General features: G+C 42.7%; 22 protein-coding genes. 3 read left to right on the top strand and 19 right to left on the bottom strand.

Annotated features, from left to right (window positions below; genetic code table 11):
- Nucleotides 1-40: 40 nt before the first annotated feature.
- The 7 genes from grpE to gpr form a co-directional block, all read right to left on the bottom strand.
- Nucleotides 41-646, bottom strand: coding sequence for a nucleotide exchange factor GrpE (gene grpE / locus QM454_RS12500; protein ID WP_432358523.1), 606 nt, complete (start codon nucleotides 644-646; stop codon nucleotides 41-43).
- A complete protein-coding gene (hrcA, locus tag QM454_RS12495; protein WP_432358521.1) occupies nucleotides 643-1,692 on the bottom strand; it encodes a heat-inducible transcriptional repressor HrcA in 1,050 nt (349 codons plus the stop codon). The genes grpE and hrcA overlap by 4 nt, the downstream gene beginning before the upstream one ends.
- Before the next feature lie 95 nt (nucleotides 1,693-1,787).
- Nucleotides 1,788-2,921 (bottom strand): radical SAM family heme chaperone HemW, encoded by a 1,134-nt coding sequence (gene hemW / locus QM454_RS12490; RefSeq protein ID WP_432358519.1) that lies wholly within the window; start codon nucleotides 2,919-2,921, stop codon nucleotides 1,788-1,790.
- Between the two features lie 307 nt (nucleotides 2,922-3,228).
- A complete protein-coding gene (gene lepA / locus QM454_RS12485) occupies nucleotides 3,229-5,052 on the bottom strand; it encodes a translation elongation factor 4 (protein WP_432358517.1) in 1,824 nt (607 codons plus the stop codon).
- A gap of 199 nt (nucleotides 5,053-5,251) precedes the next feature.
- Nucleotides 5,252-6,451, bottom strand: coding sequence for an NAD(P)-dependent malic enzyme (locus QM454_RS12480; protein ID WP_432358515.1), 1,200 nt, complete (start codon nucleotides 6,449-6,451; stop codon nucleotides 5,252-5,254).
- 174 nt (nucleotides 6,452-6,625) lie between these two features.
- Nucleotides 6,626-7,486: a stage II sporulation protein P gene (gene spoIIP, locus QM454_RS12475; RefSeq protein WP_432358513.1), complete on the bottom strand. Its 861-nt coding sequence runs from the start codon at nucleotides 7,484-7,486 to the stop codon at nucleotides 6,626-6,628.
- A gap of 42 nt (nucleotides 7,487-7,528) precedes the next feature.
- On the bottom strand, nucleotides 7,529-8,572 hold the full coding sequence (gpr, locus tag QM454_RS12470) for a GPR endopeptidase (protein ID WP_432358511.1): 1,044 nt from the start codon (nucleotides 8,570-8,572) through the stop codon (nucleotides 7,529-7,531).
- Nucleotides 8,573-8,738: 166 nt separating this feature from the next.
- Between gpr and rpsT the strand changes: the two genes are divergently transcribed.
- Nucleotides 8,739-8,990, top strand: coding sequence for a 30S ribosomal protein S20 (rpsT, locus tag QM454_RS12465; RefSeq protein ID WP_432358509.1), 252 nt, complete (start codon nucleotides 8,739-8,741; stop codon nucleotides 8,988-8,990).
- Nucleotides 8,991-9,047: 57 nt separating this feature from the next.
- Here the strand turns inward: rpsT and holA are convergent, their stop codons facing one another.
- Nucleotides 9,048-10,064 (bottom strand): DNA polymerase III subunit delta, encoded by a 1,017-nt coding sequence (holA, locus tag QM454_RS12460; protein ID WP_432358507.1) that lies wholly within the window; start codon nucleotides 10,062-10,064, stop codon nucleotides 9,048-9,050.
- Between the two features lie 160 nt (nucleotides 10,065-10,224).
- Here holA and QM454_RS12455 point away from each other — a divergent pair, with 160 nt between their 5' ends.
- Complete coding sequence (locus QM454_RS12455; protein ID WP_432358505.1) at nucleotides 10,225-10,359, top strand: YqzM family protein; 135 nt, start codon at nucleotides 10,225-10,227, stop codon at nucleotides 10,357-10,359.
- A 25-nt stretch (nucleotides 10,360-10,384) separates the two neighbouring features.
- On the opposite strand, the gene QM454_RS12450 is transcribed toward QM454_RS12455, so the two are convergent.
- The 11 genes from QM454_RS12450 to QM454_RS12400 form a co-directional block, all read right to left on the bottom strand.
- Nucleotides 10,385-12,712 carry a DNA internalization-related competence protein ComEC/Rec2 gene (locus QM454_RS12450; protein WP_432358504.1) on the bottom strand — a complete coding sequence of 776 codons (2,328 nt, stop codon included), beginning with the start codon at nucleotides 12,710-12,712 and terminating at the stop codon, nucleotides 10,385-10,387.
- A complete protein-coding gene (locus QM454_RS12445) occupies nucleotides 12,709-13,272 on the bottom strand; it encodes a ComE operon protein 2 (protein ID WP_432358502.1) in 564 nt (187 codons plus the stop codon). Before QM454_RS12445 ends, QM454_RS12450 begins: the two co-directional genes overlap by 4 nt.
- Before the next feature lie 24 nt (nucleotides 13,273-13,296).
- Nucleotides 13,297-13,959, bottom strand: coding sequence for a helix-hairpin-helix domain-containing protein (locus QM454_RS12440; protein ID WP_432358500.1), 663 nt, complete (start codon nucleotides 13,957-13,959; stop codon nucleotides 13,297-13,299).
- Nucleotides 13,960-14,026: 67 nt separating this feature from the next.
- Entirely contained in the window at nucleotides 14,027-14,773 is a 747-nt protein-coding gene (locus QM454_RS12435; RefSeq protein ID WP_432358498.1) for a class I SAM-dependent DNA methyltransferase, read from the bottom strand.
- Nucleotides 14,763-15,107 (bottom strand): ribosome silencing factor, encoded by a 345-nt coding sequence (rsfS, locus tag QM454_RS12430; RefSeq protein ID WP_432358497.1) that lies wholly within the window; start codon nucleotides 15,105-15,107, stop codon nucleotides 14,763-14,765. Before rsfS ends, QM454_RS12435 begins: the two co-directional genes overlap by 11 nt.
- Before the next feature lie 31 nt (nucleotides 15,108-15,138).
- Nucleotides 15,139-15,699, bottom strand: coding sequence for a bis(5'-nucleosyl)-tetraphosphatase (symmetrical) YqeK (yqeK, locus tag QM454_RS12425; RefSeq protein WP_432358495.1), 561 nt, complete (start codon nucleotides 15,697-15,699; stop codon nucleotides 15,139-15,141).
- On the bottom strand, nucleotides 15,689-16,258 hold the full coding sequence (locus tag QM454_RS12420; protein WP_432358493.1) for a nicotinate-nucleotide adenylyltransferase: 570 nt from the start codon (nucleotides 16,256-16,258) through the stop codon (nucleotides 15,689-15,691). Before QM454_RS12420 ends, yqeK begins: the two co-directional genes overlap by 11 nt.
- 10 nt (nucleotides 16,259-16,268) lie before the next feature.
- The gene (gene yhbY, locus QM454_RS12415) at nucleotides 16,269-16,556 is read right to left on the bottom strand and encodes a ribosome assembly RNA-binding protein YhbY (protein WP_432358491.1); all 288 of its coding nucleotides are present in this window, start codon (nucleotides 16,554-16,556) and stop codon (nucleotides 16,269-16,271) included.
- Nucleotides 16,557-17,387, bottom strand: coding sequence for a shikimate dehydrogenase (gene aroE / locus QM454_RS12410; RefSeq protein WP_432358490.1), 831 nt, complete (start codon nucleotides 17,385-17,387; stop codon nucleotides 16,557-16,559).
- A 13-nt stretch (nucleotides 17,388-17,400) separates the two neighbouring features.
- Nucleotides 17,401-18,516, bottom strand: a complete 1,116-nt coding sequence (gene yqeH / locus QM454_RS12405) for a ribosome biogenesis GTPase YqeH (RefSeq protein WP_432358488.1) — start codon at nucleotides 18,514-18,516, stop codon at nucleotides 17,401-17,403.
- Nucleotides 18,504-19,019 (bottom strand): YqeG family HAD IIIA-type phosphatase, encoded by a 516-nt coding sequence (locus QM454_RS12400; RefSeq protein WP_432358486.1) that lies wholly within the window; start codon nucleotides 19,017-19,019, stop codon nucleotides 18,504-18,506. Before QM454_RS12400 ends, yqeH begins: the two co-directional genes overlap by 13 nt.
- A 165-nt stretch (nucleotides 19,020-19,184) precedes the next feature.
- Here QM454_RS12400 and sigK point away from each other — a divergent pair, with 165 nt between their 5' ends.
- Nucleotides 19,185-19,886, top strand: a complete 702-nt coding sequence (sigK, locus tag QM454_RS12395; RefSeq protein ID WP_432358484.1) for an RNA polymerase sporulation sigma factor SigK — start codon at nucleotides 19,185-19,187, stop codon at nucleotides 19,884-19,886.
- Nucleotides 19,887-20,001 lie beyond the last annotated feature (115 nt).

Genomic DNA, 20,001 nt, shown 5'->3' with positions numbered 1-20,001 from the left:
ATTTCCTCCTAGATTTAATGCAACTTTACTATCTTTACACTCATTCGTTCACTTTGACCATGGATGGACGAAGTACGCGATCTTTCAACATATACCCTTTTTGAAGCTCCTCAAGGATGATGCCTGATGACTTCTCAGAATCATTCCCCGTCATGACGGCTTGGTGGAATTTCGGGTCAAATTCCTTGTCCAACGCTTCAATTTCAACGAGGCCTTCCCCTTTGAGAGCGTCGAATAGATTACGATAAATCATATCCATTCCAGTCATAATCGATTGAGCTTCTTCCGCTTTCACTTCGACAGCAAGTGCACGTTCGAAATTGTCCAATACAGGTAATACCGCTGTCAACAAGCTTTGCGCCTTGTACTTAACAAGTGCTTCCTGATCAAGCGCATTCCTTCTTTTGGAGTTTTCAAAATCCGCTAAGACACGCAGTAATTTGTTTTCCTCATCTTGTAGTTTAGACTCCAACTCGCTGATTCTCCGGTCTTTTTCATCAAGTTCTTCAGCTTCTTCCACATCGCCCTTTTCAACAGCTTCCTGTTGTTCGGATGCAACGTCTTCAGTCGCTGCGGATTCTAGTTCTTCGTTTGCGGTTTCCTGTTGCACATCTTCTTTTTCAACTGTTTCTTTTTTATCCGTCACTTGTCGTTCCTCCTATCCAATCCGATGGTCATTTTCAATAATGCTTGCGATAAGTTATCACTTAGGATGTCAAGCATCGTAATGACCCTGCCGTAGTCCATTCGTTTCGGTCCAATAATCGCTATCGAACCAGCTATATTCTCACCGGCAGAATAGTTGGCAGTAATCACACTACAATCTTCCATCGCGTTATGTTTGTTTTCCGAACCAATTCGGACATGGATACCCTTTGAGTCATCTTGGAAAAACGTCATCGCAGGGGCATCATTTTCCATCAACTCGAAAAACATTTTCATTTTCTGTAGGTCGTTGAATTCCGGCTGTTTCATCATATTCATTTTGCCACCGAAATACAGACGCTCTTCAGGTTTAATTGTCATAGCCCTTTGAAATGATGCGAACAGTCCTCCTGCATGTTGGACGTGCTGTTCAAAAATTGTTTTCGTTTCTAGGGCAAGCTTGTTCTGTAAGAAGCTCAAAGGCGTCCCGACAAGCCTGTCATTTAGTATATTGACCATCTTTTCAATATCCGAAGCATGCATGCCTTCTGGCACGTCAAACACCCTATTCTCCACATGTCCATTATCGGTCACGATGATGGCGACTGCTTTCGAATCATCCAACGGAACGATAGAAAACCGTTTCACTGAATGCATAGACATGTCGGGTCCTAAAAGTATAGACGTGTAGTTCGTTAGTTCGGATATGATTTTTGCGGAATTCCGTATCAGTTCCTCTGTTTCCATGACCCGATCCTGAAAAATGGAACGTAATTGCATGCTGTCCGCCAATGTCAGCTTTTCGGGAGTCAATAAATGATCGACATAGAAACGATACCCTTTTTCGGAAGGAACCCTGCCTGATGAAGTATGGGTTTTTTCAAGATAACCCAATTCTTCCAAATCGGCCATATCATTCCGAATAGTTGCGGGACTGAATGGAGCTTCCGGTTTTTTAGATAACTGCCTTGATCCGACAGGTTGGGCGGATTCGATGAAATCGTTAACCGTCAGTTGCAAAATAAGCAATTGTCTGTTTGTCAACATAATCATCACTCCTGTTAGCACTCTTTAAGGTTGAGTGCTAATACTACTCATAATTTAACAAATCGAATTGTAGGTGTCAATTAATTAACTCGTGATCATTTGAGAAAACGCTGGAATACTTCATTCCCTCTAAAAATGCCTTTTCGTGTTAATTTAATACTACCCTCGGATTCGGAAATAAGTCCTTGGCCTGACAACTCTACAAGAACATCGTTATACACTTCCGTTAAGGATCTACCGAATTTTAACTTGAATGACTGATTCGATACTCCTCCCAATTTCCGGAGCCCTAAAAACATTTCTTCTTCCATTGCTTCGATGTCGGTTACCTCATGCTCTTCCATGACTGGGCGAGATCCGTCTTCCATCGATTCCATATATTTTCTGAGGGGACCGAAATTCGCATATCTACGTCCTTTTACATATCCATGAGCACCTGCACCGATCCCTGCGTACTCATCATTATCCCAGTAGATGAGATTATGAATCGATTCATTTCCAGGTAGTGCAAAATTACTTATTTCATATTGCAATCTTCCTGCTTTATTCATCCGATCTATTAACATGGAAAACATCTCAGCCTCTGCATCCTCTCCAGGCAATGGTAGTCTCCCTTTATTCATCAAGTTGTAAAAGACAGTTTTAGGCTCGACGATTAGCGAGTATCCCGAATAATGGGGTAGTTCTAAGGAGAGCGCTTTATCGAGCGTATCTTCCCATTGTCGGATCGATTGCTCTGGCAATCCATAGATGAGGTCAATGCTTATGTTTTCAAAGCCGACTTGACGTGCATCGTGAATAACTTTTTGTGGTGTGTCAGCGCCATGCGTCCTCCCAATCCTCTTCAATAGTTGCTCATCAAAGGACTGGACACCAATACTTAACCGACTTACACCACCATTTTTCAATACGGATAGCTTTCCGCGAGTTAACTCATCCGGATTTGCTTCCGTTGAAAACTCCCGTAACGTACCGATAGTAACATGTTCATGGATGATTTCAAGTAATCGGTCCAATTGTCTTTCTGATAATGATGTCGGTGTTCCTCCGCCAAGAAAGATCGTTTCTAATTCGTTGAATGAATGACCTTCACTCGCCATGATGGAAAGTTCTTGGCCGATCGATTCGATATACTCGTCAACTGGTTGATTTTTAAAGAATACCTTATTGAAATCGCAGTAATGGCAAATTTGGTGGCAGAAAGGAATATGAATATACATACCTCGCATTTTGTTCTATCTCCTTTCTTGTCAGCCGTGCAAAAAGGAGCCCAGAGCGGACTCCTTTTTTTACGTCTAGACTCCGGGCGCCAGAGGCTAGGGTCATAAGTCAAAGTTGCTCTGTGGCAAAAACCGCCACGCCGCATCTTCGCCTTATGCCCGTCGCCTCTAGGCAGGCGCCCTTCGCTTTTGTATCGTCTAGGCTCCGGGTGGCAACTGCTCGGGTCATAAGGCAGCTCTGCTACACGGCAAAGAGCGCCGTTTCGCAGAGTTACCTTATGCCTGTCGCAGTTAACCGCCACCCTCCGCTTTTGTATTAGTCTTCATCCATTTTCAATACAGCCATGAATGCTTCTTGAGGGACTTCGACGGATCCGACTTGCTTCATCCGCTTCTTTCCTTCTTTTTGCTTCTCAAGCAATTTCCGTTTACGGGAGATGTCTCCACCGTAACATTTGGCAAGAACGTTCTTACCGATCGATTTAATTGTCGAACGAGCAACGATCTTTTGACCGATTGCGGCTTGGACAGGAACTTCGAATTGTTGACGTGGGATAAGGTTTTTCAGCTTTTCAACAATCGCTTTGCCCCGCTCATAGCTAAAGTCACGGTGGACGATGAAGCTAAGAGCGTCGACTTGTTCACCGTTCAATAAGATGTCCATTTTGACAAGTTTGGATGTTTTATATCCGATCAGCTCATAATCGAATGACGCGTATCCTTTCGTCCCTGATTTCAGTTGGTCGAAAAAGTCATAGACGATTTCAGCAAGAGGCAATTCGTATATAATGTTGACACGTGAAGCGTCTAAGTAGTCCATCGTAATGAAGTTGCCGCGTTTTTGCTGGCATAATTCCATAACAGAACCTACGTAGTCGTTCGGTACCATAATTGATGCTTTTACATACGGCTCTTCAACGTGATCAATCTTCTGTGCATCAGGCATCATGGATGGGTTATCGACTTTTAATTCTTTGCCATCCGTCGTGACGACATTGTAAATAACACTTGGTGCTGTTGTAATCAAATCAATTTTAAATTCTCTTTCAATCCGCTCCTGGATAATTTCCATGTGGAGCAACCCGAGAAATCCACAACGATATCCGAAGCCGAGTGCTTGTGATGTCTCTGCTTCATATTCCAAAGCTGAGTCATTCAGCTCTAGCTTTTCTAGTGCTTCACGCAAATCGACATATTTCGACGAGTCAATCGGGTATAGACCACAGAATACCATTGGGTTCAATCGACGGTAACCTGGTAGCGGTTCATCAGCCGGATTAATCGCGTTCGTAACTGTATCCCCGACACGTGTATCTCCAACATTTTTAATTGCAGCAGATAGGAAGCCTACATCCCCAACCGATAATTCATCACGTAAGGAAATATTCGGTGTAAATACTCCCGTCTCAATGACTTCAAACTCTTTACCAGTTGCCATCATTCGGATTTTATCGCCAGGCTTTACAGTCCCTTCGACAATACGAATATTGACGATAACACCTTTATATTGATCATAGTGCGAGTCGAATATTAACGCTTTCAACGGCGCTTCTGGATCTCCTGTAGGTGCGGGCACCTTCTCGACAATTTGCTCAAGGATCTCTTCGATGCCAATTCCAGCTTTCGCAGATGCATGGACTGCTTCAGAAGCATCCAAGCCGATAACATCTTCAACTTCCTTTTTCACTTTATCCGGATCTGCTGCCGGCAAGTCAATCTTATTAATGACCGGCAAAATTTCAAGGTCATTGTCCAACGCCAAATATACGTTAGCCAACGTCTGAGCTTCGATTCCTTGTGCTGCGTCAACAACAAGCAGCGCACCTTCACATGCAGCAAGGCTTCGTGACACTTCGTACGTAAAGTCGACGTGCCCTGGAGTATCGATCAAGTGGAACGTATACTCCTCACCATTTTTCGCAGTGTACGATAATTGCACTGCATTTAATTTAATTGTAATTCCGCGTTCGCGTTCTAAATCCATTGAATCCAATGTCTGTGATTTCATCTCGCGCGAACTTACTGTTTCTGTTTTTTCCAAAATTCGATCGGCCAACGTCGATTTCCCGTGATCGATATGGGCAATGATCGAGAAGTTTCTAATATTTTTTTGACGTGCCAATCTCTCATCATGATTCATCTGTCAGTTCACTCCTATATAAGCTATTTGCATTATAGCAAATAACTGATAAACATGTTACATTTTCTTATTCCGGCCAATTAAATATGTTAATACATTAAAAAGAGGTTGCCACACAAAGTCAGTTAGTACTGACTTTGCGGACAGCCCCTTTTTCGTTGCCGTACACTCTATTATATACGAATCGGCTTAAAAGGTCTTATTCGGAATGCTCTCTCGTCGCTTCAAGAGAGGAAACCCCCGATTTCACCGCTGCTTCTGCTACTGCATTTGCAACAACCTTCGCAACACGCTCGTCCATCGAATACGGGATAACGAAGTCTTCGTTCAATTTCTCTTCAGTAACAAGCGATGCAATCGCATCGACCGCTGCACGCTTCATTTCCTCATTAATATCCTTCGCTCTTACATCAAGAGCTCCTTTAAAGATCCCAGGGAACGCTAGCATATTGTTCACTTGGTTCGGATAATCTGAACGACCCGTTCCGATCACCTTCACACCCCAAGCTTTCGCGTTTTCATACGTAATTTCAGGATTTGGATTAGCAAGCGCAAATACAATTGGATCTTCACTCATCGATTTAATATGATTTTCGTTAAGCAAGTTTGCAACAGATACACCGATGAACACATCAGCACCTTGCAATGCATCTTCGAGTCCACCGCTTATATTTTGAGGGTTCGTCGTTTCTGCGACTATCTCTTTAACGGGATTCATTCCTTTCGTGCGCCCACGATGAATGATACCTGTTGAATCGCACATGATAATGTTCTCATAACCCATGTCCGACAAAAGTCGAACAATCGCAATGCCCGCTGCACCAGCACCGTTAACGACTACTTTAACTTTCTCTTTTTCTTTCCCGACTATTTTGAGTGCGTTGGTCAAACCTGCTCCGACCACAATCGCTGTCCCATGTTGGTCGTCGTGGAATACAGGAATCTTACATTCTTCCCGCAAGCGTGCTTCAATTTCAAAACAACGAGGCGCTGAAATATCCTCAAGGTTTACTGCGCCAAACGTTGGCGCTATCGCTTTCACTACCTGTACAATCTCATCTACGCTTTTCGTGTCTAGGCATATAGGAACAGCATCTACATTTACAAACCGTTTCAGTAGCAATGCTTTCCCCTCCATGACAGGAAGAGCCGCCTCAGGCCCGATATCCCCTAGTCCGAGCACGGCTGTCCCATCCGTGACGACTGCGACCGTATTCCCTTTAGCGGTGTACTTGTATACATCGGAAGCTGTCTTCTCGATTTCGATACATGGCGCCGCCACCCCTGGAGAATATGCCAAACTCAGGTCTTCTATCGAATCCAAGGGGACCTTGGAGGAGACTTCCATCTTCCCTCTGTGCTTTTCGTGCATGTCTAATGACTTTTTCATTACGTCCAAATCCAATCTCTCCTTAGATGTCGATTTATTGCCTTTTCATCATATGTTCTTACAGATTATCATGTCAATTCATTTTGCAATTTGATGAATTTTGGACATAAATATTCCTAAAATAAACAAGTTCCATAAATAAACAAGCTCCATGGCATTTTGTCCATGAAGCTTGTTTCTCATTCATTTTTCTTCCATTTCAATTACACTATTCAACATTTCGCTAACGGATTGCGCAATGACTGCAATTGTCCTGTTTAATTCATCCTCCGTATTGCCAATGCCACCTAATTCAACGAGGATAATATTAGGATGGAGGTCTTGATTATATTTCCCATCCACTCCGGCCCCGCCTTTAGAAATGACATCTCTCGTGATGCCCGGTATCCTTTTCTCCATTTCAGCCTTCAACTGTTTCGACATCGCTTCGTTTCTTTTGTACCCGGGATGATCCATTCCGACGACAAATGCCACCTTTGCATACCTTTCACCTTCATGGACAATTGTTGTCTTTTCAGGACCTACAGCATCCCTGTGCATATCGATAATTAAATCGTAGTTCGTGTTGGATATTTGCTTTTTCACAAAAGGGCGTATTGTGTCATACGCCTTACTGTATGGCAAATTCTTTTTCGCGAGCTCTTTCATATTATCGATTTCTAACGTCTCGGTCTCTATACCGTTCATCTGAAGTAAACTTTTGAGCTTCTCTCCCATTTTCATAATGTTTTCCGTCTGATGCTGATGGGATACTGCGATTTTCCCGTCAGCAGCTTTCGTCATCGGCTCGTAAGCTTCATGAGAATGAGTGAAATATAGCAATACTTTCCCGGCCGTCGTTTCAATTTCCTCAATAACTTCGTGCTCGGATTCGGGTTCTATTCTTTCTTCTTCAACGATGTTCGAGGCGTACACAATTAATGCGTTTTCCTTAATAATTTTGGAATTTGATAGTTTGGATTGTTCCGGTATAAATTGAATGAGTACCGGGAAAAGGAAAAGAACGAATACGATTACAGTCCATATTTGCAAATTTTTCTTCATGCGACATCCCCCCGTCTTCAACTATATGCGTTGAAGGAAGGGTCAATGACTTGGTTTTATATCTTCAATCCATTCGCTTATCGTGTCAGTTAATATTTCCGCATAAAGGGCAGCCCAAGAGTCAATCTCTTTTGGTGAAATAAATGTATTTAAATCATGATTCGATAATACCTCTTCGAATAATTGCACCCTCTCTTCGTGTGGCCAAGAAGTCCAATCGCCAAATATCGGTATTAATTTTGACCTGTCCGCTTCTTTGTTCGGCTGGTGCAGCCACGGCGAAACGGATAATCGGGATGATGGATGGCTTTCTTCTTCGATTTTAGAGGCGATATAACTAAATAGTGTATTGATGGCATCCGCTATTAATACCGGTCCGTCCACAACAGTTGGAATACCAATTGCGATGACTGGGATGCCTAATGTTTCCTTCGATAATTCTTTTCGGCTATTTCCAACGCCTGAACCAGGATGTATACCTGTATCTGTCAGTTGGATCGTCTTACATAATCTTGAGCTATCCCTCGCTGCAAGGGCATCAATAACAATCAAAAGTTCGGGTTTAATTTCGTTCACTAACGCTTTGACAAAATCGGCTGTTTCGAGCCCAGTTTGGATTGTCACGCCGGGTGCATAAACGAATATCTCACTGCCGTCATCCGAATAGTATAACGGCACGATTTCCTTCAGACGATCCATCGTCAATGGCCCGACAGCATCAGGCGTTACTTCTCGGTTTCCTAATCCAACAAAAAGAATTTTCCCTGTTTCTAAATTCGTTATCCCCGCAGTCAGTTCAGTCAATTTCGTTTTGAGCATCATACCCATCTCTTGGAGACCTTCACGGTCGGTATGTGTTAACGTAGGATTCGTCAACGTCAAGTAAGCACCTTTTTTCTTACCGATTCTTTCTTCCCCTTCAGCATTAATTTTGACAGATGTCAAAATTACTCTGCCTTTTCGTTGCTCATCAAATTGTATACCTTCAGATTGCTTTAATTTCTGTTTTTCCTTTTCTGTCCGATGGCGAACCATTTCTTCGTTTTCTACGAGCAGATCCGTACGGTAAAAATCATATTTATCCAATGTCATCACCTCAACATGCAGTGTGTACGTTGTGTCAAGGAAATATTCTTTGCATATTTTTATTGCGCTAGAGCTAGCTTTTTGCTAAAATGTTAATGTTGTAAAGAGATATCCTAAAGCTATTATGGAAACACTCTTGCCTTACCTGAAATTGGAGGTGAATGGAATGCCAAACATCAAAGGTGCAATTAAGCGCGTTAAACAAAGCGCCGCTGCGAATGAGCAAAACTCAATGTACAAAGCAGCAATGCGTACTGCTATTCGTAAAGCAGATACTGCGCTCGTCAATAAAGAAGAGAACGCTTCTGAACTTTTGAAAGACGCAGTCAAAAAATTAGACACAGCTGCTCGTAAAGGTCTTATCCACAGAAACACAGCTGCTCGTCAAAAAGCGCGTCTTACGAAAAAAGCTCTATAAGTAAAAAAGGCTGTCACTTATGTCGATTGATTCGACAAAGTGGACAGCCTTTTCTATTTACACTCTTAGCGGCTCCATAAAGAAGATTTCAAGAACTCTCTCCCTTTTACCACCCGTCGACTTCAGTTGATGGTCAATTTGAGCTAGCTTTTGCAAAATAAGGAGCAATCTCTCCATTTTCGGTATGCTTCGATTGTCCATTATAAGTTTCACACGGTATGGATGAACATTTAATGTTTTTGCGATTTGCTGCTGTTGATACCCTTTTTTCAGTAAAGATGTTACGTGAATCATGAGCCTGATCTGCCCTGCAATTAATGAAGTCAGCATAATTGGCTCTTCACCATTTCGTAACAAATCATGATAGATTGCTATCGTCCTTTTCACATTGCCGGTCATATATGCATCCGTCAAGCGGAAAACGTCCATTTCAGGCAAACGAGGAACGAGCGCTTCAATGACTTCCCTCGTTACTTCTCCATTACCATTCATATACATACTAATTTTAGCAATTTCATTCGATAATGTTAGAAGGCTATCGCCAGCCATTTCAACGAGGACTTGTGCAATTTCCGGACTAATTTTGATGCCATTCGTCCCTACTTCGTTTTGAACCCATGTTGTTAAATCACGGCCGGTGAGCGGCACCGCTTCCACGACAACCGCTTGTTTTTGCATCACCTTCACGATTTTTTTTCGCCCGTCGAGTTTTTCATACGGGGCTATTAACAAGACAGTCGCTGTAGGAGATGGATTGCTGAGCCACGATTCCAATAATGCGATATTATGTACGACTTTCTCTTTCGCTTTATCAGACGCCTTCAGAAAAGAAGCATTGTTGGCGATTATTAATTTCCTTTCTTCCAAAAAAGGAAGTGTATCCGCCTCTTCAAGAACAGCTTCTATTGGCGTTTCTTCCAAATCAAACCGAAGGACCGAATTTTCATCAATGTCCGGCATCGCTTTCATTACCCTTTTAACTGTCTCGTCGATTAAATACTGTTCAACGCCCGTTAACAAGTAAACTGGTTCAATTTTCCCGTTATTAATGTTTTTCCATATCGCGTTGACCATTTGAATCCCTCCAGTCACTCACCTCGTTCAATTATACATTATCGACACAAATCTATGAACAATTTGTGTCGATTGTCATAAACCTGGCACAGAAAAATTGTTTGATATGGATTTATTTTCAGTTATCATCTATACTATATAGGAATTAGGAGGTGTAGCAATGAATGAGTTCGAACATGACGTACAGTCTAAACGCAATGATTTTATCGACTCTGGTATCGGTTTCATTGTAGCTTTCGTTGCTTTTTCTGCAATTTTCGTTATTGCTACAATCATAGACGTCGTCGCGCACTAATAGTACTTCTGAAAAGGCGGCTTGTTCATTCCACAATTGGAATGGCCAAGACCGCCTTTTCATTTTTCCTCGATAAAACTTTATAGCTTCCGTCACTTTTCACAGAAATCGTAATCGAGCCATCTTCTGCTGTAGACATCGTTGAAAGTCGGTACTTTTCGAACGTCTGTAACACGTCCTCATGCGGATGTCCATACCGATTATCTTTTCCGTATGAGAAAATCGTTAACTCTGGTTGCAAAGCTCGTATGAATTCATCCGAGCTGGACGTACGACTGCCGTGATGACCAGCTTTCAAAATTAATCTCCCCCAATCTAAGTTATTGTATTTTTTAATAAGTCTCCTCTCCCCGTCAATTTCTAAATCACCGGTAAATAGGAATGAAGGACCTGCAGTTGTCATGAAAAGGACAAGGGAGCTGTCATTTCCTTTGTATGCCCCTGCAGAAGGAGCTAAATAAAAAAAATCAGCGTATTTGTCCGACCATGTACCCCCTTCGGTCATCGCAAAAACCGGTATTCCTTTTTGTGCAGCAATCCGTAATACATCTTTCATTGTTTTCTCCTTTTCACTACCCGGTGAAATATGGATTTCATCGACCCTAATGTCCTCAAGCACTTCGTCCGCACCTTCCATATGATCGCTGTCAGCATGGGTTAAAATCAATTTATCAATTTTCGTAATGCCTTTCCCTTTCAAAAACGGGACAACGATATTTCTACCTACTTCAAATGCTTTTTCAGGCGTCCGCCAATTAGGTTCACCGAAATTCACAGTTCCTCCAGTATCAATGACATAAACTCCTCGACGATGCGGAAGTTCGATAACGATTGCGTCACCTTGTCCGACATTAAGAAATGTAACCTTCAGCTCTGAATTTGCATAGGGAGCTGTCTGAATAAGAATCATCGGGATCAATACGAATGGGATAGCCCGAAACGGTTTTATTCCCCTTTCTACGGCTAAGAGGAACAATAGTGTTCCGCCAATAGCGAACGTCGATGTAACCGTCCCAGGTCGACCCGGGACCCACACTTGATACGGTAAGGAAGCTAAATATTGTGTCCATCCTTCTATTAAGCTTCTAACTGGTACATAAAATAAAAAAACAACGTCGGAAATCGGGGCCATTACGTAAGTCAATACTAGCAGAACGATATTCATCGGTAAAATGACAAACGAATAGAGCGGGACATAAAATAAATTCACAATAAACGAAGACAACGACAGCTCATAAAAGTGATATAAAAGAACAGGATACAACGATAATTGAGTAATGGCAGTTACTAAAAAGGAAACATTAACTGCAGATGTTGTACGAGAAAGGATCCTTGTCGAATAGATTAACGAAAATGCCGCCAAATAGGAAAGTTGAAATCCAGGTTGGAATACGACGAATGGCTGTAAAAGAATAAAGAAAGCTGCGCTCATAGCAAGCGCATCATCCATTTTCATTCTAAATTGACCGGTCGCGGTTAGAAGAATGAGAATTGTTACGAAGACGGCTCGCCAAACGGATGGCGCTCCACCTGCCATTACTGCGTATAACGGCAAAACAGTTATTAATAGACTGTCAATCGTTTCTATCCTAATCGACATTCTGATGAGAAGACTTCGAAACAGAAACGTTAGCAACCCGACATGAAGACCAGATATAGCAAACAAGTGGGTAATTCCTAACGTTCTATATGATGCAGAAACTTGTTCATCCATACCGCTCCGATCACCGATGAGTAGAGCTTGTGCTTCCGCTACGAGCGATTTTGGGAAGGTTTCTTCTATATGATGCTTCACCTTCCATCTATGTCGAGATAAAATTGATTTTAATGCTGAATTAGTTTCATAGCTTACAATTGTATTAGATTCAAACATGCCTACCGCGCCATTCATCTTCAAAAAACGCTCCATGCTAAATGAGTAGTCATGTGCCTCGGTCGGCAATTCTTGAAAGGAACCTTTCAAAGTGAAACGATATGAAGGAACGTGCAAGTTTTTAAAACGACTTTTCTCTGTTTCGTTTACAAATGTAAGCAAGGCATAGACGATGTCGCCACTGTCCGTCTTCGCAAAACCTTTTAATTTACCGCCATCGATTTTGACTTGATCAGTCCACGTTAAGGTAAGCGTGGTTTGCGGTCCGTCTTCTTGCAGTTCAGGTACATGCAATGAAATGAAAAAATAAGAGAATATCGCTGAAGCCAAAGCGAGTATAGGGGTAATGGCTTCATTTCTACGGAGAAAAATGGGGATGAGCAATACGTTGAGGAATAAAACATGAGCCGGCCCGTATGCAGCAAAAGCAGATACGGCAACCGGTATACAAATATATATAATGCGGACTTCACCGATCATTTGCCGAATAAGTCATCCACCCTTCTTTTGAATGGAACGAGTTCTTCTGTCGGCGCGCCTAATGACTCCATTTCCACTAGCAAGTCATGTATGAGCTGCAGTTTTCCTTCCTTTGTGAAATCGACTTTCCTTGCATCAAAAGGAATATGCCTAATTTCGACTCCGGATTGCTTGAAAAGCTCGATGGCGTATTCGTCGTTCTTATAATCCGATGCATAATTAACGGTCTTTATTCCGGATTGAATAATTGCTTTCGAGCATTGCAAACAAGGGAAATGAGTTACATATAAAGAAGATCCTTCAACAGGGCTTCCGTATTTCGCACATTGGAGCAATGCGTTCATCTCTGCATGGATTGTCCGCACACAATGGTTGTCGACAACATAGCATCCGTGATCAACACAATGATCTCCACCTGAAATGGATCCGTTGTATCCTCCCGCAATGATTCTGTTATCTCTGACAATTGTTGCTCCAACCGTCAGCCTTGTGCATGTACTCCTAACCGCAAGCAAATGGCATTGTGCCATGAAAAACTGATCCCATGTAATCCGCTCCATATGTATGCCTCCAAACTGTGTTAATTATTTCGTCGTAATAAAATACTCAAGCTTCTCAAACGTCTTTTGACCAATGCCCGACACTTCCATTATGGCGTTGGGAGAAGCAAATGGACCATTCTCCTCCCGATAGTTAATGATGGCAGCAGCTTTTGACGGTCCGATTCCAGGGATTGTCATAAGTTGCTGCGCATCCGCAGTGTTAATATTCACTTTCCCGTCATCTATAGCTTTACTCCCTGGCTCTAGAAGAACTATTCCAGATGAACTGGAATAGTCGACTTCTTCACCTTCCCTAGGGACGTAAATGAAAAACTCATCAGGAAGTTTCATCGCATGATTTAGCATTCGGGTATCCGCATCAGCTAAATAGCCGCCTGCAGCATGAATAGCGTCAATTAGACGATCGCCTTCTATGAGAGAGTAGACACCTGGATACTTCACAGCACCTTGGATATCGACCATAATAACGATAGGAGTCGACTCAACAACTTCTACCGGCTGTTCTTCATCTTGTTGCTCTTGAAATACGTTTAAAATTGGGGATTGTCCGCTTGCGACTGTCTGTTGACTGCCGACCTGTCCTCGGGGAAAGAACAGAATTACGGAAAGTACAGCGATTGCTGCGATAGGGGTGATGATCATACGCCATTTTTTGGACACGATCGATAGAAACAGCTTACCCACCCTTTCTACGAGGCATCCATATGGAGTCATATCCCACTATATATGATTATTTCTAAAATTGGAAGCTTCATTTCCTCGCTTGAAAAAATATTCTTTCACTCTCTTCGTATGGAGGCTCATCTTCCCAATCTGCAAAAATGCGTTCTACCGTAAAACCAGCTTCCTGCAACAAATCGACGTACTCAAAAACGTGAAATGTCCGTTGTTCATGTCTTTCATCGAATCGGCGATAAAGGCCACTTTCTTCTTTTACGAAGAAGCTCAGTTCTGAAAGAACGGAATGCTCTTCATCTCCTTCTTCGGTATGCCATATATACGCAATACGGTCGTTATCGAAAGTAAAAGGACCTTCCATGAAAATTACATCGGTCTTGAAAGTGGAATGCACATCGAAAATGAGCACTCCACCGCTATTCAAGACCGAATAAAGTCCTTTAAAAGTAGTAAGAACGTTTTCCTTGTCAGGCAAATAGTTAAGCGAATCGATCGCAATGACAGCAGCGTCAAATTGTTCTTCCCCTTCTATTTCCTGCATAGGCAACTCATGAAAACCAATTTCCAAAGATAAATCATTTGCACGCTTTTCCGCGATATTGAGCATATCCTTAGAAAGGTCGATTCCGGTCACAATTGCTCCGGATTTCGATAACTTTACAGAAAGCAATCCCGTTCCACATCCGACATCGATAATTTTCTTTCCTTTTATCCCACTTGTTGCAAGGGAGATTAAGTCTACATAAGCATCGTAAGGAATATCGGTCATCAATTCATCATAGACGAGTGCAAAATTTGTATAGGCTTCCTTATTGACCATTGTCCATATTTAGCGATGGAGCGTCTCCCCATAACTTCTCCAAGTTATAATAGTCCCGTTCGTCCTTATGGAATACGTGGACAATGACATCGCCCAAATCGACGAGGACCCATCTACCGTTTTCTAACCCTTCCACTCTTTTCACTTCGAATTCGTTTTCTGCAGCTTTATCTGCAACTTCCCTAGCAATCGCTTGCACTTGTCGCTCCGAGTTCGCGTGGCAAATGATGAATTGGTCGGCGATGAGTGAAACCCCTTCCATATTCAATACGACAATATCTTGTCCTTTCTTATCGTCTACCGCTTTATAAGCTGTTTCAAGTAAAGTTGACATATTTTCTCGTTTCCTTTCATAGTTGACTGTTTCAAATTCTTTGCACGTGTTCATTATAGCAATCAATGGAGTCTGGAAAAACAGCCGCACGCCTATCTATCAAGTAGTGCACGGAGTGGATAATACATGCCTTCATCGCCTCATCAATTTGCAAGTTTGCAGCGGCTCGAAGATTTTCGATGTTCGGAAAATCCCGTCCTGGCTCAATGAGATCGGCAATGTAAATAAGTTTTTCGAGTGCAGACATGCCGGCCCTTCCTGTCGTATGAAAACGGATGGCATTCAATATATCCGGATCCTTCACGCCGAACTCCTGCTCTGCGATAATGCGACCAGCAGCCGCATGCCAAAGTTCATGGTGGAAGTCAAGAAGCCTTCTGTCCTCTTCATGCTCTTCAATGAGCTTTCGCATCGTAGAGGGCTCCATAAATTTTGCGATATCATGAAATAATGCTGCCTGTTCCGCTTTATGTACCGGAACATTGAAACGTACGGCTAATTGCTTTGCTGTTTCCGTCACTCTCAATACGTGATCAAAACGTTTTCTCGGCAATCTTTTTTCAAGTTCTTTTATCAATGTGTCAGATTCCATAAAGCCCCTCCTCCCGGATATACGTCGCGATACTGTCCGGAACGAGAAATTGAATCGTGTCGCCCTTTTGTAGTCGGTTACGGATCAATGTTGAAGACAGATCAATTTCAGGGATGTTGACCATCTTAATCGGATATTGCGTTTCACCTACAGTACCCGGTCTGCCTACCCCTACAAACGTCACAATTTTCAACAATTCATCGATTTTATGCCATTTGTCTAGCATATCGATCATATCGCCACCGATAATAAAATGAAAGGCAGTATCCGGCTCCTGTTCTATCAATGCCTTCATCGTATTAAACGTATAGGATATACCGCCACGGTCAACTTCAAATGACGATGCAGTCAATCCTTGTATTCCTGTGACGGCAAGCTCCACCATTTTTAACCGCTGCTCCGGAGTTGCATCTGACGGGTCCGCTTTATGAGGCGGGATTGAAGCCGGCATGAGTCGCACTTCATCCAACTGCAATGCATGTTTCACTTCATTCGCCATGATTAGATGTCCGATATGCGGTGGATTAAAAGTGCCGCCCAATAGTCCGACCTTTTTCATGGTTTCCTCCTTACGGTAAAACGATTCGCTTTTTCTCCTTCGACTCCTTATAAAGTACGAGGATTTTTCCGATTACTTGAACGACCTCAATACGTGCATCTTGAAGTCTTGCGGCTATTTCATTTTTATCCTCTTCACAATTTTGAAGAATACTCACTTTAATTAACTCACGTGCTTCAAGCGCCTCTTCGATCTGCTTAATGATCGGTTCTGTCAAACCGCCCTTTCCGATTTGAAAAATAGGCTGTAGATGATGCGCTTCACTTCTTAAATAACTTTTCTGTTTACCTGATAACATTTATTTTCCTCCAAGTTCAGTTGAGATTGTTTGTATCATTTTTTTCGTATCCGGGTAGATGCCCGTCCAAAGTTCAAAAGCCAATGCGCCTTGATGGACAAACATCCCGACCCCATTCATTGTTTTACCGCCAGCTACCCGGGCGTGGCGGAGAAATTCAGTTTCAAGTGGATTGTATATGATGTCAGCGACAATTGCACCTTCAGTGATTCTAGTTGGATCGAGTGGAATTCCGCTTTGGGCAAAATTCATTCCGACAGAAGTCGTTTGAACGATTAAACCGAATTTACCGATTTCAGACTGCGCATCATCCAATGAGAGAGCGTTACCTTCAATAAAGCTTTCGGACATTTCCCTCGCCTTCTCTATTGTACGGTTTGTAACGGTAATTGGACCGAAACCTGCCGATTCAAGAGCAAAGGAAATGCCCGCAGCCGCTCCTCCCGCTCCGATAATTAGTAGTTCCCCAACTTCCTTTTGGTTCCCACCAATTTCAAGCAAAGAACGTACAAAACCGCGACCGTCGGTGTTCGTCCCGAATAGCGAACCATCTTCAAGTACTTTTACAGTATTAACGGCGCCCATACGTCTTGCTTCCTCGTCCACTTGATCGAGGAAAGGGATAATCGCATGTTTATGTGGCACCGTAACATTCCACCCGCTGCAACCTAATCTTTTCAAGCTAGCAACCGCTTCTTCAAGTTGGTCTACTTTGACATGTATCGGTATATAAGTTGCTTCGATTCCGTTTTCCCGGAACCACGCATCGTGCATCGTAGGAGACATCGATTGTGCAATCGGGTCACCAATAACCGCATACCATTTTTTCATGAAACAGTCCTCCTTAAATGAGCGATGGACGAAGTACAACATCGACGCCACGTGGAGCATGTACAGCAACGACGACACCAGGGTGTTGAATAGTTATCCATCCTAGTCCCGAAATGACAAGATCCATTTTCGGCTTTTTGATCGAAAATTCATGCCTAACAAGTGGTGGCATCTTTTCGAGGGACTCACCACTTGGAGGAGAGAGCATATTTCCGAGATGCGTTGCATATAACGAGTTCGCATTCTCAAGCTTCGTTCGATGAATCGGAATTTCATTTGCAACATGGATTGTAAATGATGAACGGTCACCTGATTGGAAATCGAATCTCGCAAGACCGCCGATGAACAAAGTTTGTTCCGCATTCAATTGGAATACTTTTGGCTTCAATTCCTTCTTCGGTGTAATTGTTCGTAAATCCTTTGCATCCAAATGGTGAGCAATTTGATGGTCGTTAATGATGCCCGGTGTATCATAAATCGCTTTTCCATCGTCGAGCGGAATTTCAACTAGGTCGAGCGTCGTTCCTGGGAAGTGGGAAGTCGTAATTACTTCGCCCATGCCAGTTGCATTTTTTATGATTCTGTTAATGAATGTTGACTTCCCAACATTCGTACAACCGACGACATAAACATCTTTCCCTTTTCGATAATGGTCAATGGCTGTCAACGCCTCTTCCATCCCATGCCCTTTAAATGCCGAAATAAGTAAGACATCAACCGGCTTTAGACCAAGCTTTGCAGACTCAGCCTTCATCCAATTGATAAGCCGGTTTCGGTTGACCGATTTAGGAAGGACATCGGACTTATTGCCGATAAGTAATATGTCTTTTTTTCCAACAAATCGTTGCAAGCCATTAATCCAACTTCCGTTGAAATCAAATATATCGACGACTTTAATAATAAGTCCCTCTTTTTCCCCAATGCCATTTAATATCGCTAGGAAATCATCACCCGATAAAGAGACAGGCTGCAATTCATTGTAATTTCGGAGACGGAAACAGCGTCTGCAAATAACTTCCTCTTTTTCCAATGAAGCAGGAGGTGCAAATCCTTCTTTTTTTGGGTCCTCTGTTTGAATTTCTATTCCACAACCGATGCAAGTGAGACGCTCCAAACTTATTCCTCCCATTTAATCATTCCTTGTTTTTTTAATTTCGCCATGATTCTTCTTTCCATCATTCGATTGAATTTTGTCACGAATCCATCGGAGTTTGCGACAGGTACGACGAGAATTGTATGTATACCGGACCTATTGCCGCCTAAAATGTCCGTCATCAACTGATCGCCTACCATAACGACTTCTTCCTTCTTTAATCCCTTCATCGCAAGCGCCTTTTTAAAATTTTTCACAAGTGGTTTGCGGGCATCGCAAATGAATGGAATGCCAAGAGATCTACAAAACGACTCCACTCGGCTTTGGTTATTATTTGATAGTATCGTTAGCGAAAGCCCAGCTTCCTGTATCATTCGTACCCACTCGATGATTTCAGGCGTCGCTTCCGGACGATCCCATTCCACTAATGTATTGTCCAAATCCGTAATAATTCCTTTAATACCTTTTTCTTTTAACGCCTCAGGTGAAATCTGAAAAACATCTTTAACATATTCATTCGGCAAGAAATATTTATACAAGTTAACCACTCCGTTAGTTCTCTAATTGTATTCCGATTATATCATATTGACATCCAATCGCACGGATTGAACCAAGCTAGAAATCTGTTCGATTATTCGGTATTACCGAATGTAAACAAGCTGTCATCGCATATGCTGTCATATAACGACACAGGAGGTGGACCGATGAGCGGTTTTGTCATGGCACTCGTCCAACTGTGGGTCGAAGTCCCTGCTATGGTCGGCTATATCAGGGGGCAGGCGTTCCGTCGACCGCTATCGAAAGCGGAAGAGGCTGATTGCCTGGAACGATTGGCAGAAGGCGATGAAAGTGCGAGAGATGAGCTCATTGAAAGGAATATGCGCCTCGTCGCTCATGTCGTAAAAAAATTCCATCCAAAACACGAACAACTAGACGATTATATTTCAATCGGCACAATCGGGCTCATGAAAGCCGTAAACAGTTTTACACTTGATCGAAAGACGAAGCTTGCGACGTATGCGGCCCGTTGTATTGAAAACGAAATACTTATGTACTTACGTACGCAAAAGAAAGTACAAAAGGACGTATCACTCTTCGATCCAATTGGGACAGATAAGGACGGTCAGTCCCTTCAAATAGCAGATTTGTTGCAGACCGACGATGAGGCACCAATCGACACCGTCCAACAGAAAGAGCAAAAAGAGAGGCTTTACCGCCATCTTGGTAAATTAGATGGTAGAGAGCTTGAAATTATTCAAAGAAGGTACGGTCTACTAGACGACCAGCCAATGACTCAAAAGGAAATTGCACAGCAGCTTAACATTTCAAGAAGCTACGTCTCACGAATCGAAAAAAGAGCTATCGTGAAGCTTTATCAGCTATTCAAGCATGAGTACAATGAATGAAAGAGGCGTTTCCTGACACGCGGCCACGGGCCCTGTGAAAGGAAACACCTCTTTTCGTCTTTTAACCTTACTACCTGTTTAATTAGTCCGTACTTACCTCACGTGCAATAATAAC

The organism is Sporosarcina sp. UB5 (assembly GCF_050859005.1).
GTDB lineage: Bacteria > Bacillota > Bacilli > Bacillales_A > Planococcaceae > Sporosarcina.
The sequence above is the reverse complement of the archived record's forward strand: the minus strand, read 5'-3'. Positions and strand labels throughout refer to the sequence as shown.